The sequence below is a fragment of the Brachybacterium subflavum genome (genome assembly GCF_009299795.1).
Classification (GTDB): domain Bacteria; phylum Actinomycetota; class Actinomycetes; order Actinomycetales; family Dermabacteraceae; genus Brachybacterium; species Brachybacterium subflavum.
The window spans coordinates 489,227-505,325 of sequence record NZ_VIGP01000003.1; the positions used below are offsets into that span (position 1 = coordinate 489,227).

General features: G+C 72.7%; 12 protein-coding genes. 3 read left to right on the forward strand and 9 right to left on the reverse strand.

The genetic code is table 11. The features are described 5' to 3' along the window. Positions 1–6: 6 nt before the first annotated feature. Positions 7–2,856 carry an excinuclease ABC subunit UvrA gene (uvrA, locus tag FHG10_RS09310; protein ID WP_152353028.1) on the reverse strand — a complete coding sequence of 950 codons (2,850 nt, stop codon included), beginning with the start codon at positions 2,854–2,856 and terminating at the stop codon, positions 7–9. Between the two features lie 300 nt (positions 2,857–3,156). On the opposite strand from uvrA, the gene FHG10_RS09315 reads away from it, so the two are divergent. Together FHG10_RS09315 and FHG10_RS09320 are read left to right on the forward strand one after the other, a co-directional pair. Next, on the forward strand, positions 3,157–3,774 hold the full coding sequence (locus FHG10_RS09315; protein WP_227488170.1) for an MBL fold metallo-hydrolase: 618 nt from the start codon (positions 3,157–3,159) through the stop codon (positions 3,772–3,774). Continuing rightward, positions 3,771–5,585 carry a bifunctional 3'-5' exonuclease/DNA polymerase gene (locus FHG10_RS09320; protein WP_227488150.1) on the forward strand — a complete coding sequence of 605 codons (1,815 nt, stop codon included), beginning with the start codon at positions 3,771–3,773 and terminating at the stop codon, positions 5,583–5,585. Before FHG10_RS09315 ends, FHG10_RS09320 begins: the two co-directional genes overlap by 4 nt. 18 nt (positions 5,586–5,603) lie before the next feature. Here FHG10_RS09320 and uvrB read toward each other — a convergent pair whose 3' ends face one another. Then, entirely contained in the window at positions 5,604–7,712 is a 2,109-nt protein-coding gene (uvrB, locus tag FHG10_RS09325) for an excinuclease ABC subunit UvrB (protein WP_152353030.1), read from the reverse strand. A gap of 9 nt (positions 7,713–7,721) precedes the next feature. Continuing rightward, on the reverse strand, positions 7,722–8,513 hold the full coding sequence (gene coaE, locus FHG10_RS09330; RefSeq protein WP_152353031.1) for a dephospho-CoA kinase: 792 nt from the start codon (positions 8,511–8,513) through the stop codon (positions 7,722–7,724). A gap of 99 nt (positions 8,514–8,612) precedes the next feature. Here coaE and FHG10_RS09335 point away from each other — a divergent pair, with 99 nt between their 5' ends. Beyond that, complete coding sequence (locus tag FHG10_RS09335) at positions 8,613–9,614, forward strand: trimeric intracellular cation channel family protein (RefSeq protein WP_152353032.1); 1,002 nt, start codon at positions 8,613–8,615, stop codon at positions 9,612–9,614. A gap of 6 nt (positions 9,615–9,620) precedes the next feature. On the opposite strand, the gene aroD is transcribed toward FHG10_RS09335, so the two are convergent. From aroD to rpsA, 6 genes are all read right to left on the reverse strand, one after another. After that, positions 9,621–10,448 carry a type I 3-dehydroquinate dehydratase gene (gene aroD / locus FHG10_RS09340; RefSeq protein WP_152353033.1) on the reverse strand — a complete coding sequence of 276 codons (828 nt, stop codon included), beginning with the start codon at positions 10,446–10,448 and terminating at the stop codon, positions 9,621–9,623. 5 nt (positions 10,449–10,453) lie between these two features. Beyond that, entirely contained in the window at positions 10,454–11,590 is a 1,137-nt protein-coding gene (aroB, locus tag FHG10_RS09345) for a 3-dehydroquinate synthase (RefSeq protein WP_152353034.1), read from the reverse strand. Then, entirely contained in the window at positions 11,587–12,195 is a 609-nt protein-coding gene (locus tag FHG10_RS09350) for a shikimate kinase (protein ID WP_227488151.1), read from the reverse strand. The genes aroB and FHG10_RS09350 overlap by 4 nt, the downstream gene beginning before the upstream one ends. Next, complete coding sequence (gene aroC, locus FHG10_RS09355; protein ID WP_152353035.1) at positions 12,192–13,433, reverse strand: chorismate synthase; 1,242 nt, start codon at positions 13,431–13,433, stop codon at positions 12,192–12,194. The genes FHG10_RS09350 and aroC overlap by 4 nt, the downstream gene beginning before the upstream one ends. 75 nt (positions 13,434–13,508) lie before the next feature. Next, positions 13,509–14,339, reverse strand: a complete 831-nt coding sequence (locus FHG10_RS09360) for an HAD-IIA family hydrolase (RefSeq protein ID WP_152353036.1) — start codon at positions 14,337–14,339, stop codon at positions 13,509–13,511. A 166-nt stretch (positions 14,340–14,505) separates the two neighbouring features. Further along, the gene (gene rpsA, locus FHG10_RS09365) at positions 14,506–16,002 is read right to left on the reverse strand and encodes a 30S ribosomal protein S1 (protein WP_152353037.1); all 1,497 of its coding nucleotides are present in this window, start codon (positions 16,000–16,002) and stop codon (positions 14,506–14,508) included. Between the last annotated feature and the right edge of the window lie 97 nt (positions 16,003–16,099).

Below are 16,099 nucleotides of genomic sequence, written 5' to 3' on the forward strand. Positions count from 1 at the left end.
GGGCGGTCACTGCCTCCCCGCCTCGAGGATCGGCAGCAGGAACCGACCGGTGTGGGAGGCGCCCACGCGCGCGACGTCCTCCGGGGTGCCGGTGGCGACCACGCGGCCGCCGCCGTCCCCGCCCTCGGGACCGAGGTCGATGACGTGGTCGGCGCTCTTGATGACGTCGAGGTTGTGCTCGATGACGATCACCGTGTTGCCCTTGTCGACGAGGCCGCCCAGGACCTCGAGGAGCTTGCGGACGTCCTCGAAGTGGAGCCCGGTGGTGGGCTCGTCGAGCACGTAGATCGTGCGTCCGTTGGAGCGCTTGTGCAGCTCGGAGGCGAGCTTCACGCGCTGGGCCTCGCCGCCGGAGAGCGTGGTCGCGCTCTGGCCGAGGCGGACGTAGCCCAGGCCCACGTCGTCGAGCGTCTGCAGCTGGCGACGGATCGCCGGCACCGCGTCGAAGAACTCGACGGCCTCCTCGATCGGCATGTCGAGGACCTCCGCGACGTTCTTGCCCTTGAAGTCTACCTCGAGGGTCTCGCGGTTGTACCGCGCCCCGTGGCAGACCTCGCAGGTCACGTAGACGTCGGGCAGGAAGTTCATCTCGATCTTGATGGTGCCGTCGCCCGAGCACGTCTCGCAGCGCCCGCCCTTGACGTTGAAGGAGAAGCGCCCGGCCTTGTAGCCGCGCACCTTCGCCTCGGAGGTCTGGGCGAACAGGGTGCGCACCCGGTCCCACACGCCCGTGTAGGTCGCCGGGTTCGAGCGCGGGGTGCGCCCGATGGGCGACTGATCGACGTGCACGACCTTGTCGAGGCTCTCGAGCCCCGTCACCCGCTTGTGCCGTCCGGCGACCGTGCGCGCGCCGTTGAGCTCGCGGGCGAGCACCGAGTACAGGATGTCGTTCACGAGCGTGGACTTGCCCGAGCCGGAGACGCCGGTGACGGCGGTGAAGGTGCCCAGCGGGAAGGAGACGTCGACGTTCTTGAGGTTGTTCTCGCGGGCCCCGTGCACCGTGACCCGGCGCTCCGTGTCGACGGGCCGGCGGACGGGCGGCACGGGGATCGAGAGCTTCCCGCTGAGGTACTGGCCGGTGAGGGACTCGGGGTTGGACTTGAGGCCCGCGAGGTCGCCCGAGTGGATGACGTGGCCGCCGCGCTCCCCGGCGAGGGGGCCGATGTCCACGATCCAGTCGGCGGCGTTGAGGGTGTCCTCGTCGTGCTCGACGACGATCAGGGTGTTGCCGAGGTCCCGCAGGCGCGTGAGGGTCCCGATGAGGCGCTCGTTGTCCCGCTGGTGCAGCCCGATCGACGGCTCGTCGAGCACGTAGAGCACGCCCACCAGGCCCGAGCCGATCTGGGTGGCCAGGCGGATGCGCTGCGCCTCCCCGCCCGAGAGGGTGCCGGCCGCGCGGGCGAGCGTCAGGTAGTCCAGGCCGACGTCGAGCAGGAAGCCCAGGCGGGCCTCGATCTCGCGCAGCACCTCGGAGGCGATCTGCGCCTCCTTGACGCCCAGCTCGAGGCCGCCGAGGAAGGCGTGCGCTTCGCGGATCGAGAGGTCGCAGACCTCGGCGATCGAGCGGTCCCCCACGGTGACCGCGAGCACCTCGGGCCGCAGGCGGGCGCCGCCGCAGGCGGGGCAGGGCACCTCGCGCATGAACTGCTCGTAGCGGTCCTTGGCCCAGTCGGACTCCGTGTCCTCGTGGCGGCGCTCGAGGTAGTGGATGACGCCCTCGAAGCCCGTCGAGTACGTGCGCTCGCGGCCGAAGCGGTTGCGGTAGCGCACGTGGACCTTGAAGTCGTTGCCGTGCAGCAGCGCCTCCTTCGCGCGCTCGGGCAGAGCCCGCCACGGGGTGTCGAGGGAGAACGCGAGCTCTTCGGCGAGGCCCGCCATCACCTGCTGGTGGTGGTCGGCGTGTCCCATCGTCCAGGGGGCGATCGCGCCCTCCGCGAGGCTCAGGTCCTCGTCGGGGATCACGAGCTCCGGGTCGACCTCGAGGCGCATCCCCAGGCCGGTGCACTCGGGGCACGCTCCGTAGGGCGCGTTGAACGAGAAGGAGCGCGGCTCGATGTCGTCCAGGGTGAGCGGGTGGTCGTTGGGGCACGCGCGCTTCTCGGAGAAGCGGCGGGAGCGGTCCTCGGCGTCGGCCTCGCGGTCCACGAAGTCCACGACGAGCAGGCCGTCGGCCAGGCGCAGCGCGGTCTCCACGGAGTCGGTGAGGCGGCGGCGCGCGTCGGGCTTCGCGGCCAGGCGGTCGACGACCACCTCGATCGTGTGCTTGTACTTCTTGTCGAGGGAGATCTCCTCGTCCAGGCGGCGCACCTCGCCGTCGACGCGGGCGCGCGCGTAGCCCTCCGAGCGCAGGGAGCTCAGCAGATCCGCGTGCTCGCCCTTGCGCCCGCGCACCACGGGTGCGAGCAGCTGGAAGCGGGTCCCGGACTCCTCCCCCAGCAGCACGTCCACGATCTGCTCCGCGCTCGAGCTGGTCACGCGCGCCCCGCACACGGGGCAGTGCTGGACGCCGGTGCGGGAGAACAGCAGGCGCAGGTAGTCGTACACCTCGGTGATCGTGCCGACCGTCGAGCGCGGGTTGCGGTTGGTGGACTTCTGGTCGATCGAGACCGCCGGGGAGAGGCCCTCGATGAGGTCCACGCGCGGCTTGTCCATCTGCCCCAGGAACTGGCGGGCATAGGCCGAGAGCGATTCCACGTAGCGGCGCTGCCCCTCGGCGAAGATCGTGTCGAAGGCCAGGGAGCTCTTGCCGGACCCCGAGAGGCCGGAGAAGACGATCAGGTGCTCGCGCGGGATCTCGATGTCGACGTTCTTGAGGTTGTGCTCGCGTGCGCCGCGGACCAGGAGGGTGTCACTCACACGCCCCATCCTACGAGCGGGGACCGACGCGCGAGCGCGCGGTGAGTCCGCTGCCACCCCGATTCCGCGCTCCGCGGACACGCGCATGTCCGCTGACGCCGTCGGCCGATTCTCGCGTGGCGAGGCGCGCGATGGGAGAGATCAGCGCGGCGCGCCATACTGAGGAGCATGAGCGAGCACCCCGCGCCCAAGAACCGCACCCCGACCCAGGACGAGGACGTCGTCTCCGCGACCGGGGGCCACGCCGGCAGCACCTACGACGGCCACGTCGAGGTCGACGGCCCGACGGCGACCCGTCGCATGACGACCCTCGTGATCCGCAAGTCGTCCGTGGGCCCCATGGACAACAACAGCTACCTGCTGACCTGCCGGGTGTCCGGCGCGCAGCTCCTCGTGGACGCCGCGGCCGACCTCCCGCGGCTGCTGCGCCTGGTGCGCGAGGGCTCCCCCTCGAGCCGCCTCGACTCGATCGTCACCACCCACAGCCACCACGACCACGTGGGAGCCCTCGCCCAGCTCGTGGCGGCCACGGGCGCGCGCACCTTCGCGGGTGCCGCCGACGCGCCGGACATCCCGACGCCGACGGACGAGCCCCTCGAGGACGGCGCGCTGATCCGCGTGGGCGTGAACGACCTGCACGTGATCGGTCTGCGCGGCCACACCCCCGGCTCGATCGCGCTGCTGTGGCGCGGCGGCGAGGACGGCGACCACCTGTTCACGGGCGACTCCCTGTTCCCCGGCGGCGTCGGCGCGACCCAGGGCGATGCGCAGCGCTTCACCGCCCTGCTCGACGACGTCGAGCACCGCCTCTTCGACGCGCTCCCGGACAGCACCTGGGTCTACCCCGGCCACGGGGACGACACCACCCTGGGCGCGGAGCGCCCGCAGCTCGGCGACTGGCGCGAGCGGGGCTGGTGACCGCGCCGGATCCCGAGGGACCGGCGCGGGGAGCTCCGCCGGCGTCGATCGTCGTCGCCCGGGCGGCCGACGGGCGGATCGCGCTCGTCGCGCTCGACGCCGAGGGCCGGAGGATCGGTCTCGAGGAGGTCGCCGCCGAGGCCTGGCCCGACCGGGCCCGCGAGATCGAGAGCGGCGAAGGCGGGGACGGCGACGCCGCCCTGGGTCCGCCGTCGTCCCCGCGCTGGGTGCTGCCGGACGCCGCGACCTGGTGCCCCGCGCTGCTGCGCGCCGGGGTGCGCCTGCGCCGCTGCCACGACCTGCGCCTCGCCCACACGATCCTCTCGCGCTCGGCGCTCGTACGCGAGGCGGACGCGGCGCCGCTGATCGAGGCGCGTGCCTGGGAGACTCCCGAGGACCTCGTCGAGGCGGAGCGGGAGGGCCGCGGCCCCGGGGCGACCCTGTTCGATCTCGATGCGGCGGGCCGCACGGGAGGCGTCCCCCAGGGAGTGGACGAGGTGCTCGCCGAGCACGGCCGCCAGCGCGCGGCGGTCGCCGGGAGCACCGAGCCCTCGCGGCTGCGGCTCCTGCTCGCCTCCGAGTCCGCGGGTGCGCTCGTGGCCGCGGAGATGCACGCCGCGGGCATCCCCTGGGACGTCGTCGAGCACGACCGCATCCTCGCCGAGGCCCTGGGACCGCGCCCGCGCCGCGACCAGGTGCCCGCCCGGATGGCGGAGGCCGCCGCCGAGGTCCGCACCGCGCTGGGCGATCCGCTGCTGGGCATCGACTCCCCGCCGCGCCTGCTGCGCGCGCTGCGGCGCGCGGGACTCGACGTCTCCTCGACCTCGCAGTGGGAGCTCCAGGAGATCGAGCATCCCGTGATCGAGCCGCTGCTGCGCTACAAGAAGATGTCGCGGCTGCTCACGGCGAACGGCTGGCACTGGCTCGAGGAGTGGGTGCACGAGGGCCGCTACCGGCCCGTGTACGTGCCCGGCGGCGTGGTCACCGGGCGCTGGGCGAGCAGCGGCGGCGGGGCCCTGCAGATCCCGCGGCGCCTGCGCCCGTCCCTCCGAGCCGACCCGGGGTGGCGGCTGGTCAGCGCCGACGTCTCCCAGCTCGAGCCGCGCGTGCTCGCCGCCATGTCCGACGACCGGGCGATGACCGCGGCCGGTGCGGGGAAGGACCTCTACTCGGGCATCGTCGACGCCGGGATCGTCGCCACGCGCCAGGAGGCGAAGATCGGCGTGCTCGGCGCCCTGTACGGCGGCACCACCGGGGACAGCGCCCGGGTGGTGCCGCGGCTGCGCGAGCGCTTCCCGCGCGCCATGCGGCTGGTCGACGATGCCGCCGCGACCGGGGAGCGCGGCGGCACAGTCACCACCTGGCTGGGGCGCTCCTCTCCCCCTCCCGACCCGGCCTGGTCCGAGGCCCAGCTCCGGGCCAACTCGCCCGATGCGCAGGAGGGCGAGCAGGAGCGCTCGCGCCGCGCTGCCCGCGACCGCGGACGGTTCACCCGGAACTTCGTCGTGCAGGGCACGGCGGCCGAGTGGGCGCTCGCGTGGATGGCGGGGCTGCGGCTCGCCCTCGCGGCGTTCGACTCGGTGGACGCTGAGCAGGCAGCGACGCCCTCCGGACCGGCCTTCTCGCGTCGGGCGCACCTCGCCTACTTCCTGCACGACGAGGTCATCGTCCACGCCCCCGCCGCGCAGGCAGAAGCCGCCGCCCGGGCCGTGCAGGAGGCGGCCGACGCGGCGGGCCGTCTGCTCTTCCCCGCGAGCGACGTCGACTTCCTGCTGGACCTGCAGATCGTGGAGCGCTCCGCGGAGAAGTGACGCGCGTGGTGCACGACCTCAGGACGCGCTGCGCTGGACCTGCTTGAGCTCCTTCTTGAGCTCCTGGACCTCGTCGCGCATGCGTGCCGCGACCTCGAACTGCAGGGTCTCCGCGGCCTGGTGCATCTGGGCCGTCATCTCGTCGATCATCTCGCTGAGCGCGCCCACCGGGTCGTCGCCGAGGTCCACCGAGCGCGAGGAGACCGCGTCCACGACGTTCGCCCGGGCGCGGTCGCGGCTGACGCGCTCCTTGCCCGAGCGGTAGTCGGTCGCGAGCAGGGTGTCGGTGTCGATGTCCTCGCGGGCGAGCATGTCCGTGACGTCCGCGATTTTCTTGCGCAGCGGGGTCGGGTCGATGCCGTGCTCGGTGTTGTACGCGATCTGCTTCTCGCGGCGGCGGTTGGTCTCGTCGATCGCCTCGCGCATGGAGTCCGTGACGGTGTCGGCGTACATGTGCACCTGGCCGGAGACGTTGCGGGCCGCGCGGCCGATGGTCTGGATGAGGGAGGTGCGCGAGCGCAGGAACCCCTCCTTGTCGGCATCGAGGATCGAGACCAGGGAGACCTCGGGGAGGTCGAGGCCCTCGCGCAGCAGGTTGATGCCCACCAGCACGTCGTACTCGCCCTGGCGCAGGGAGCGCAGCAGCTCGACGCGCCGCAGGGTGTCGACGTCGGAGTGCAGGTACTGCACGCGCACCCCGTTCTCCAGCAGGTAGTCGGTGAGGTCCTCGGCCATGCGCTTGGTGAGCGTGGTGACGAGCACGCGCTCGTCGCGCTCGACGCGCTTCTCGATCTCGGCGCGCAGGTCGTCGATCTGCCCCTTGACGGGCTTGACGACGACCTCGGGGTCGATGAGGCCCGTCGGCCGGATGATCTGCTCGACCACCCCGTCGCTGCGGCCCAGCTCGTAGTCGGCGGGCGTCGCCGAGAGGTAGACCGTCTGGCCGGTGCGCTCGGTGAACTCGCCGAAGGTCAGGGGGCGGTTGTCGAGGGCGCTGGGCAGGCGGAAGCCGAAGTCCACGAGGGTGCGCTTGCGGGAGCGGTCCCCCTCGTACATCGCCCCGATCTGCGGCACGGTCACGTGGGACTCGTCGATGACCAGCAGGAAGTCCTCGGGGAAGTAGTCCATGAGGGTGTTCGGCGGGGTGCCGGGCCCGCGGCCGTCGAGGTGGCGCGAGTAGTTCTCGACGCCGTTGGTGGTGCCCACCTGGCGCAGCATCTCGAGGTCGTGGGCGGTGCGCATGCGCAGGCGCTGCGCCTCGAGCAGCTTGTTCTGCCCCTCGAGCTCCGTGAGCCGCTCCCCCAGCTCCGACTCGATCGAGTCGATCGCCCTCGCGAGCCGCTCGGGACCGGCGACGTAGTGCGAGGCCGGGAAGATGTGGATGTCCTCCTCCTCGCGGATCACCTCGCCGGTGACCGGATGGAGGGTGTAGATCGCGTCGATCTCGTCGCCGAAGAACTCGATGCGGATCGCGAGCTCCTCGTACATCGGGATGATCTCGACGGTGTCCCCGCGCACCCGGAAGGTGCCGCGCACGAACTCGACGTCGTTGCGGTCGTACTGCATGTCGACGAAGCGACGCAGCAGGTCATCGCGGTCCACCTCGTCGCCGCGCTTGAGCCGCACCATGCGGTCCACGTACTCCTGCGGTGTGCCCAGGCCGTAGATGCAGGACACGGAGGAGACCACGACGACGTCCCGTCTGGTCAGCAGCGAGTTCGTGGCGCTGTGGCGCAGGCGCTCGACCTCCGCGTTGATCGAGGAGTCCTTCTCGATGTACGTGTCCGACTGCGGGACGTAGGCCTCCGGCTGGTAGTAGTCGTAGTAGGAGACGAAGTACTCGACGGCGTTGTGCGGCAGCAGATCGCGGAACTCGCTCGCGAGCTGCGCGGCCAGGGTCTTGTTGTGCGCCATCACGAGGGTCGGCCGCTGCAGCTTCTCGATCAGCCAGGCCGTGGTCGCGCTCTTGCCGGTGCCGGTCGCGCCCAGCAGCACGACGTCCTGCTCGCCCCCGTTGATCCGGCGCGCGAGCTCGTCGATCGCCTGCGGCTGGTCGCCCGACGGCCGGTACTCGGAGACCACCTCGAAGGGGCTGACGGAGCGGGTGAGGTCGGTGACGGGGCGCATGGCTCGAGCCTACGTCCCGGGCCGGACATCCTGCGTGTGAGAGCGGACGCGTGCTGTCCGCGAAGCGGGGCCGACGGGCGGGACGACGGGTCCGTCGAGCAGCTCCCGGCGCAGGTCCTCGAGGAGGGTGAGCGAGCGCGTGCGCAGGGTGCCCGCGTCGGCGTTGTTCAGCAGCAGGCGGTCCGCGCGCCGGATCCGCTCGAGGTCCGTGGCCTGCGCCGCCATCACGGACTCGACGTAGGCGCGGTCGCGGCCGCGGTCGCGCACGACGCGGGCGATCCGCTCCTCTCGGGGGGCGAGCACCGCAACCACGCGCGCGTACACGTCCTCGTGGTGCTTCTCGAGCAGCAGCGGGCTGTCGTGGACGACGAGCCGCTCCCCCGCCGCGGCGGCCTCCTGCTCCGCCTCCTCGACGGCGGCATCGACCCTCGTCAGCACGATCTCCTCGAGATCCGCGCGGGCCGCCGCGTCGGCGAAGACGAGACGGGCGAGGGCCGACCGGTCGATCGTGCCCGAGGGCGCGCGGTACTCCTCGCCGAAGCGGGCCACGGCCTCCTCGACGCCCTCGCCGGGGAGATCCAGCACCGCGCGGGAGTGCGCATCGAGATCGATCACCGGGGCCCCGGCCTCCCGCCAGATCGCTGCGACGCTCGACTTGCCGGCGCCGATGCCGCCGGTCAGGCCGAGGCGGACGAGCCCAGGAGCCGCATCGCGGCCGGCATCGCGGGCGGCGCGGCGGCCGTCGTCGCCGGCGTCGGCGGCGGCGTGCGCGGGGGCCGCGCCGGTGGTCGGGCTGTGCATGCTCCCGATCGTACGGGGCGCGGGGGACGCCGGTCATCGCCGTCACATCCCGTCCGGGACCCATCGCCCCGAGGGCCGGCGCATACTACGGTCGTGTCCGTGGATCCCCTCGAACTGCTGGTCACCAACGACCTCCTCCGCGGTCTGGACCTGGCCGGCGTGTTCATCATGGGTGTCGCGGCGGGTGCGCTCGCCTCCCGATTGAACTTCGACGCGGTGGGCTTCGCGATCATCGGCATCGTCGCCGGGCTCGGCGGAGGCATCGTCCGCGACCTCATCATCGGCGTCGACCCGCCCGCCGCGTTCGACGGACCCCTCTATCTCGCGTGTGCCCTCGCCGGCTCCGCCTTCTCCTACCTCATCGCGGCCGAGGCCACCTGGTGGCGCCGCGCCGTCACCGGCCTGGACATCCTGGCGATGGCGCTGTGGGCGGCGACCGGCACCGCGAAGTCGATCGGCTACGGTCTCGAGCCGCTGCCGGCGATCCTGCTGGGCGTCACCAGCGCCGTGGGCGGCGGAGTGATCCGCGACGTGCTCGTGGGGCGTGTCCCCGCGGTCTTCGGCGGCGGCCCGCTGTACGCGACGGGCGCGCTGGTCACGGCCGTCGCGACCTGGGGCGTCGTGGCGCTGGGGCTGCCCTCCGCCTGGGTGCTCGCGGCGGTCGCGCTGGGTGCTCTGCTCGCGGGCCTCGCGGCCTGGCGCCGCTGGCACCTGCCCTCCCACGGCGAGTGGCAGGTGACGCTCTCGGCCTCGCAGATGAAGTCGCTCGTGCGCCGGGTGCGCAAGGACGAGCGGCACCGCGTGGCCCTGGAGACGGGCGCCATCCCGGTGGTGGACGAGTCGGTCGACGACTTCGCGGACGACTCCACGATCCCGGACGACGACGCCGCGGAGTTCGAGCGCCGCGCGCTCGGCGACGGGGAGAGCGTCGGAACCGCCCTCCCGCCGGAGGACCCGGTGGACCCGGTGGACCATCCGACCGACCTCGCGGACGGCGAGCCGGCACCGGCGTCCGAGGACGACCCGTCGACCGGGTCGCCGGGATCCCCGGCGGAAGAGGAGCGGGCGCCCGGCGCGTCCGCGGACGACGAGCGCCGCTGAGCGTCCTCAGGGGCGCAGCGCCCCGAGCATGCGGGAGACCTCGTCGGCCCCGAGCTGACCGGGCGCGGAGGCCTCGCCCGCCGTCGCGAAGGTCGCGCAGGATCCGAACACCTCGGCCGCGACGCGGCTGACCGCTCCCAGGGATCCCATCGAGATCGCCAGATGGGGTCCAGCCCCGTCCCGCGCGGCCTCGAGGCTCGCCGCGAGCAGGACGAGCACGTCGTCCGCGGTGCGCGGGGTGACGGCGATCTTGGCGACGTCGGCGCCGAGGGCCCGCTGCGCGCGCAGCCTCGCCAGGATCTCCTCGCGCGGGGGCGTCGCGGCGAAATCGTGGAAGGAGCCGACCGCGGCGACGCCCACCTCATGGGCTGCGCCGATCACGGCGCCGACGGCCTCCGGCGCGCGCGCGGTCTCCACGTCGACCAGGTCGACGAGCGGACTGCCGTCCGCGCCCCGCAGGGCGATCCCGGCGCGCAGCAGCGCGGAGAGGTCCGCGTCCGTGAGGGCCCGTCCTCCGCCCTCGGCGGCGGTGCGCACGGTGAGCAGGAGCGCCTGCTCGGGCGCGAGGGCCTCGCGCAGCGCGGGCAGGGCGCCGAGCACGCGCTCGCGATGCTCGGCCGCGGGCGCCGACGGGGCGAGGAGATCGGCGCGCCACTCGACGATCCGGGCCGGCGCCGTGCGCGCACGCTCGGCCTGGGCGAGCACGCTGCGCTCGTCCGCACCGGTGAGCGGGACGATGATCTCGGGGACGCCGGCGCCGAGCTCGATCCCGCGCACGCGCACGACCCCGCCGGCCCCGTCGCCGCCGTGCGCGGCGCGCTCCGTCGCCCCCATCGCTCTCAGTCCTCGGCGATCGCGGAGTAGGCGGAGAGCAGCAGCGCCGGGTCGGGCCCCTCGAGGCGGGAGACCCTGCCGATGCGGTCCAGGACGACGAAGCGCAGCAGGCCGGCGCGGGACTTCTTGTCGCGCTTCATGGCCTCCTCGAGCTTGGGCCACTGGCGGCCGCGGTAGGTCGTGGGCAGCCCCAGGGAGACGAGGAGGTCGCGATGACGGTCCACGTCGGCCTCCGAGAGCTTGCCGGCGAGGTGCGCGAGCTCGGCCGCGAACATCATGCCCACGGACACCGCGGCGCCGTGGCGCCACTGGTAGCGCTCGTTGTGCTCGATGGCGTGTCCCAGGGTGTGTCCGTAGTTGAGGATCTCGCGCTCCCCGGTCTCCGTGAGGTCGGCGGAGACCACGCGGGCCTTCACGCGGATCGCGCGCTCCATGATCTCGCGGAAGGCGGGGGTGGAGATGTCGAGCACGGCGGCGGGGTCGGCCTCGACGACTTCGAGGATGCGCGTGTCCTCGATGAAGCCGGCCTTGACGACCTCGGCGAGGCCGGCGGCGACGTCGTGCGCGCCGAGCCCGGCGAGCACGTCGAGGTCCTCGATCACGGCGATCGGCGGGTGGAAGGAGCCCACGAGGTTCTTGCCCTCGGCGGTGTTGATGCCGGTCTTCCCGCCGACCGCCGCATCCACCATGGCGGCGACCGTGGTAGGCACCTGCAGCACGTCGATGCCTCGCAGCCAGGTCGCCGCGACGAAGCCGGCGACGTCGGTCGCGGCACCGCCGCCGAGTCCGATCACGAGGTCGCTCCGGGAGATCTCCGCCTGTCCGCACACCTGCCAGAGGAAGCCCGCGACCTGCGCGGTCTTCGCCTCCTCGCCGTCGGGGATCTCGGCGAGGAAGGCGGAGCGGTCGGTCGCGGAGACGGCCTCGAGCAGCTCCTCGGCGACGGTGCGCAGGCTGGGCTGGTGGACGATGACGACCCGGCGGGCGCGCGCGGGGAGGCGCTGCGGCAGGTCCGCGAGCAGGCCGCGGCCCACGACGACGTCGTAGCCGCCCGTGGGCGTGGACACGGGGATGACGGTGGTGTCGGCGGCATCGGCGCCGCTGGTGGCGGTGTCGGTGCCGGCGGGGTTCTCGGGGCTCATGCGTGCTCCTTCGGTGCGGGCGGCTCGGCGCCCAGGGTCTCGATGATGCGGCGGGCGATCTGGTCGATCCCGCCGTCGGTCGCGTCGATGCTCCAGCGCGCGGCCTCGCGGTAGAGCGGCATGCGCGTGTCGGTGAGGGTGCGCCAGCGGCCCAGCGGGTCCTCGCCGCCGAGCATCGGGCGGCCCCGGCCCCGTCCCACGCGGGAGCGGGCCGTCTCCTCGTCGATCTCGAGCAGCACGGCGGGCCTGGCGGCGACGAGGGCGCGCGAGTCGTCGGCGACGACGGCGCCGCCGCCCAGGGCGAGCACTCCCGTGTGCGCCTCGAGCGCGAGGGCGAGCACCTGCGCCTCGAGGTCGCGGAAGGCGCTCTCGCCCTGGGCTGCGAAGATCTCCGGGATGCTGCGGCCCGCGGCCTCGATGATCAGCTCGTCGAGGTCGGCGAAGGGCACGCCGAGCCGGCGCGCGACCTCCCTGCCGATGGTGGTCTTCCCCGCGCCCATGGGGCCGATGAGCACCAGGCGCGGACCGCGCGGCGCCGTGGGGACGGGATCCTCTCCGCCGGGCGCGGCCGCCGCCGGGGTCGGGTCGGTGGGCACCGTGCTCACGCCGACGGGGCGCCGCCGAGGCGCGACTGCTGGGCGACGGTCTCGGCGAGGTGGGCGCGGATCTCCTCGACGCTGTCGCCGCCGGTCTTCTCGAGCAGGGCGTCGGCGAGGACGAGCGCGACCATGGCCTCGGCGATCACGGCGGCGGGCGCGACGGCGCAGACGTCGGACCGCTGGTGGTTCGCGGTGGCCTCGCCGCCGGTCGTGACGTCCACGGTGCGCAGGGCGCGCGGCACCGTCGAGATCGGCTTGAGGGCGCCGCGCACGCGGATGACCTGACCGTTGCTCATGCCGCCCTCGAGGCCGCCGGCGCGGTTGGTCACGCGCGGGTACTCGCGATCCTCCCCTGCGTCCTGCGCGGGCAGGATCTCGTCGTGGGCGCGGGAGCCCCGACGCGCGGCCGTTGTGAAGCCGTCGCCGATCTCGACGCCCTTCATGGCCTGGATCGACATGATCGCCTGTGCGAGCCGGCCGTCGAGCTTGCGGTCCCACTGGGTGTGGGACCCCAGACCCACGGGCACCCCGTAGGCGAGGACCTCGACGACGCCGCCCAGGGTGTCGCCGTCGGCCTTCGCGGCGTCGACCTCGGTGACCATGGCCTCCGAGGTCGCGGGATCGAAGCAGCGCAGGGGGTCCTCGTCCAGGCGCGAGGAGTCGGCCGGCTGGGGGAGCTCGGCGTCCTCCGGGACGCGCACCGTGCCCACGGCCAGCGTGTGGGAGACCAGGCGCATGCCGGCGGCCTGCTCGAGCAGGGCCGCGGCGACGCGTCCGGCGGCGACCCGGGCGGCGGTCTCCCGGGCGCTCGCGCGCTCGAGCACGGGGCGGGCGTCCTCGAAGCCGTACTTGAGCATGCCGGAGAGGTCGGCGTGGCCCGGGCGGGGCCGCGTGAGGGGACGGTTGCGCGCGATCTCGCGCTCGTCGCCCGTGCCCGCGTCGATCAGCAGGTCCCCGCGCGGCACGGGGTCGGCCGACATGACCTTCTCCCACTTGGGCCATTCGGAGTTCGCGATCTCGATCGCGAGCGGAGAGCCCAGGGTGAGGCCGTGACGGAGGCCGCTGTGGATCGCGACCACGTCCTGCTCGAACTTCTGGCGGCTGCCGCGGCCGTGGCCGAGGCGGCGGCGCGCGAGAGCGGAGCGCAGATCGTCACTGGTCAGCTCGATCCCGGCGGGGACGCCGTCGAGCAGGGAGATGAGGGAGGGGCCGTGGGATTCCCCGGCCGTGAGCCAGCGCAGCATGACCCCGATCCTCTCACGTGCAGGTGGGCGCGAGTCGCGCCGTCCCAGCCGGGAGGCGCCGGGGCGCCCGCTCCCTCAGTCCTCGTCGAGCTCGACGGCCTCGTGCGGGGTGAGCTGCTCGATGAGCGGGACCAGGTCGGAGATGCCGGGCAGCACGGTCGTCGGCCGGAACGGGTACTTCTCGATGTCCCGCTGCGCCGTCGAGCCCGTGAGCACGAGCACGGAGCGCATGCCCGCCTCGAGGCCGGACTTCACATCGGTGTCCATCCGGTCGCCGATCATCACGGAGGTCTCCGAGTGGGCGCCGATGCGGTTCAGGGCCGTGCGCATCATGAGCGGGTTGGGCTTGCCCACGTAGTACGGGTGGATGCCCGTGGCGGCGGTGATCATCGCGGCGACCGAGCCGGTGGCCGGCAGCGGACCCTCGGCGCTCGGGCCGGACACGTCCGGGTTGGTGGCGATGAACTTCGCGCCCTTGTCGATGAGGCGGATCGCCCGGGTGATCGACTCGAAGGAGTACGTGCGGGTCTCCCCCAGGACCACGAACTCGACGTCCGTGTCGGCGAGGATGAAGCCCTCCTCGTGCATGGCGCTCGTGAGACCGGCCTCCCCGATCACGTAGGCGGAGGATCCGGGAGCCTGCTCGGCGAGGAAGCGGGCGGTGGCCAGCGCACTCGTCCAGATCGCCTGCTCGGGGATGTCGATGCCGCTGCGCGAGAGCCGTGCTCGCAGGTCCCGGGGCGTGAAGATCGAGTTGTTCGTGAGCACCAGGAAGGGGCGGTCGAACTGCTGGAGGGCGGCGATGAAGTCCGCGGCGCCCGGCAGGGCCGACTGCTCGTGGACGAGGACACCGTCCATGTCGGTGAGCCAGGTGTGGACGGGGTGGTCTTCGAGAGCGGTGGTCATGCCCCTAGTGTGCCCTGTCCTGCGGCTCGTCCGCAGGTGCGCCGTCCACCTCCCGCTCCCCCGCATGCGACGACGGGCGCCACCCTCAGGGGTGACGCCCGTCGTGGGCTCCGGGCCCCGAAGCGGCGGGGGTGCTCCCCGCCGGCCCGGGCCGGTGATCAGCCGATCAGTTGCCGGTGAGCTTCGCGCGCAGGGCTGCCAGAGCCTCGTCGGAGGCCAGCGTGCCCTCGTCGGAGGAGGCGGACTGGTACGAGGACTGCGGGGCGGACTCCTGCGAGGACGAGCTGCTGCTCGTCGATGCGGTGGAAGTGCTGGCCGGCTGGTTCGCGGACTCCTCGTCGGCCTTGATGGCCTCGGCGACCTGGGCCTTGTGGGCGGTCCAGCGCTCGTAGGCGGCCGCGTACTGGCCCTCCCACTCCTCGCGCTGGGTCTCGTAGCCCTCGAGCCACTCGTTGGTCTCCGGGTCGAAGCCCTCGGGGTACTTGTACTCGCCGTTCTCGTCGTAGTCGGCGGCCATGCCGTACAGCGCCGGATCGAAGGTGGTGTCGTCACCCTCGGGGTCGACGCCCTCGTTGGCCTGCTTGAGCGACAGCGAGATGCGGCGACGCTCGAGGTCGATGTCGATGACCTTGACGAACACGTCCTGGTCGACCGACACGACCTGCTCGGGCAGGTCGACGTGGCGCTGCGCCAGCTCGGAGATGTGGACGAGGCCCTCGATGCCGTCCTCGACGCGGACGAACGCGCCGAAGGGGACGAGCTTGGTGACCTTGCCCGGCACGACCTCGCCGATGGCGTGGGTGCGGGCGAAGAGCTGCCACGGGTCCTCCTGGGTCGCCTTCAGCGACAGGGAGACGCGCTCGCGGTCCATGTCGACGTCCAGGACCTCGACCTTGACCTTCTGACCGACCTCGACGACCTCGCTCGGGTGGTCGATGTGCTTCCAGGACAGCTCGGAGACGTGCACGAGGCCGTCCACGCCGCCCAGGTCGACGAATGCGCCGAAGTTGACGATCGAGGAGACGACGCCCTCGCGGACCTGGCCCTTCTGCAGGGTCTGCAGGAAGTCCGAGCGGACCGCGGACTGGGTCTCCTCGAGGTAGGCGCGACGGGAGAGGACCACGTTGTTGCGGTTCTTGTCGAGCTCGATGATCTTCGCCTCGATCTCCTGGCCGACGTACGGCTGCAGGTCGCGCACGCGGCGCATCTCGACGAGGGAGGCCGGGAGGAAGCCGCGCAGACCGATGTCGACGATGAGACCGCCCTTGACGACCTCGATGACGTGACCGGTGACGACGCCCTCGTCCTCCTTGATCTGCTCGATCGTGCCCCAGGCGCGCTCGTACTGGGCGCGCTTCTTGGACAGGATCAGGCGACCCTCCTTGTCCTCCTTCTGGAGGACGAGCGCCTCGATCTCGTCGCCGACCTCGACCACCTCGCCGGGGTCGACGTCGTGCTTGATCGAGAGCTCGCGCGAGGGGATGACGCCCTCGGTCTTGTAGCCGATGTCGAGCAGGACCTCGTCGTGATCGACCTTCACCACGGTGCCCTCGACGATGTCGCCATCGTTGAAGTACTTGATGGTCGAGTCGATGGCGGCCATGAGCTCATCGGCATCGCCGATGTCGTTGATGGCGATCTGGGGGGTCGTGGTGTCGGTCATGTAGGTCGGAACTCCGTAGGGACAGATATGAGTGGGTGGACGATCTGGTGCCCGGGCGCAGGTGCGCACAGACCCGTCCAGAGTACCAGCACGCGGC

Bases quoted from the DNA above. Each gene is read 5' to 3' on its own strand.
- aroC (WP_152353035.1), bottom strand. From the start codon at position 13,433: ATGCTGCGCTGGCTCACGGCCGGGGAATCCCACGGCCCCTCCCTCATC.
- FHG10_RS09315 (WP_227488170.1), top strand. From the start codon at position 3,157: ATGACGACCCTCGTGATCCGCAAGTCGTCCGTGGGCCCCATGGACAAC.
- uvrB (WP_152353030.1), bottom strand. From the start codon at position 7,712: ATGCGCCCCGTCACCGACCTCACCCGCTCCGTCAGCCCCTTCGAGGTG.
- FHG10_RS09360 (WP_152353036.1), bottom strand. From the start codon at position 14,339: ATGACCACCGCTCTCGAAGACCACCCCGTCCACACCTGGCTCACCGAC.
- rpsA (WP_152353037.1), bottom strand. From the start codon at position 16,002: ATGACCGACACCACGACCCCCCAGATCGCCATCAACGACATCGGCGAT.
- aroD (WP_152353033.1), bottom strand. From the start codon at position 10,448: ATGGGGGCGACGGAGCGCGCCGCGCACGGCGGCGACGGGGCCGGCGGG.
- coaE (WP_152353031.1), bottom strand. From the start codon at position 8,513: ATGCACAGCCCGACCACCGGCGCGGCCCCCGCGCACGCCGCCGCCGAC.
- aroB (WP_152353034.1), bottom strand. From the start codon at position 11,590: ATGAGCCCCGAGAACCCCGCCGGCACCGACACCGCCACCAGCGGCGCC.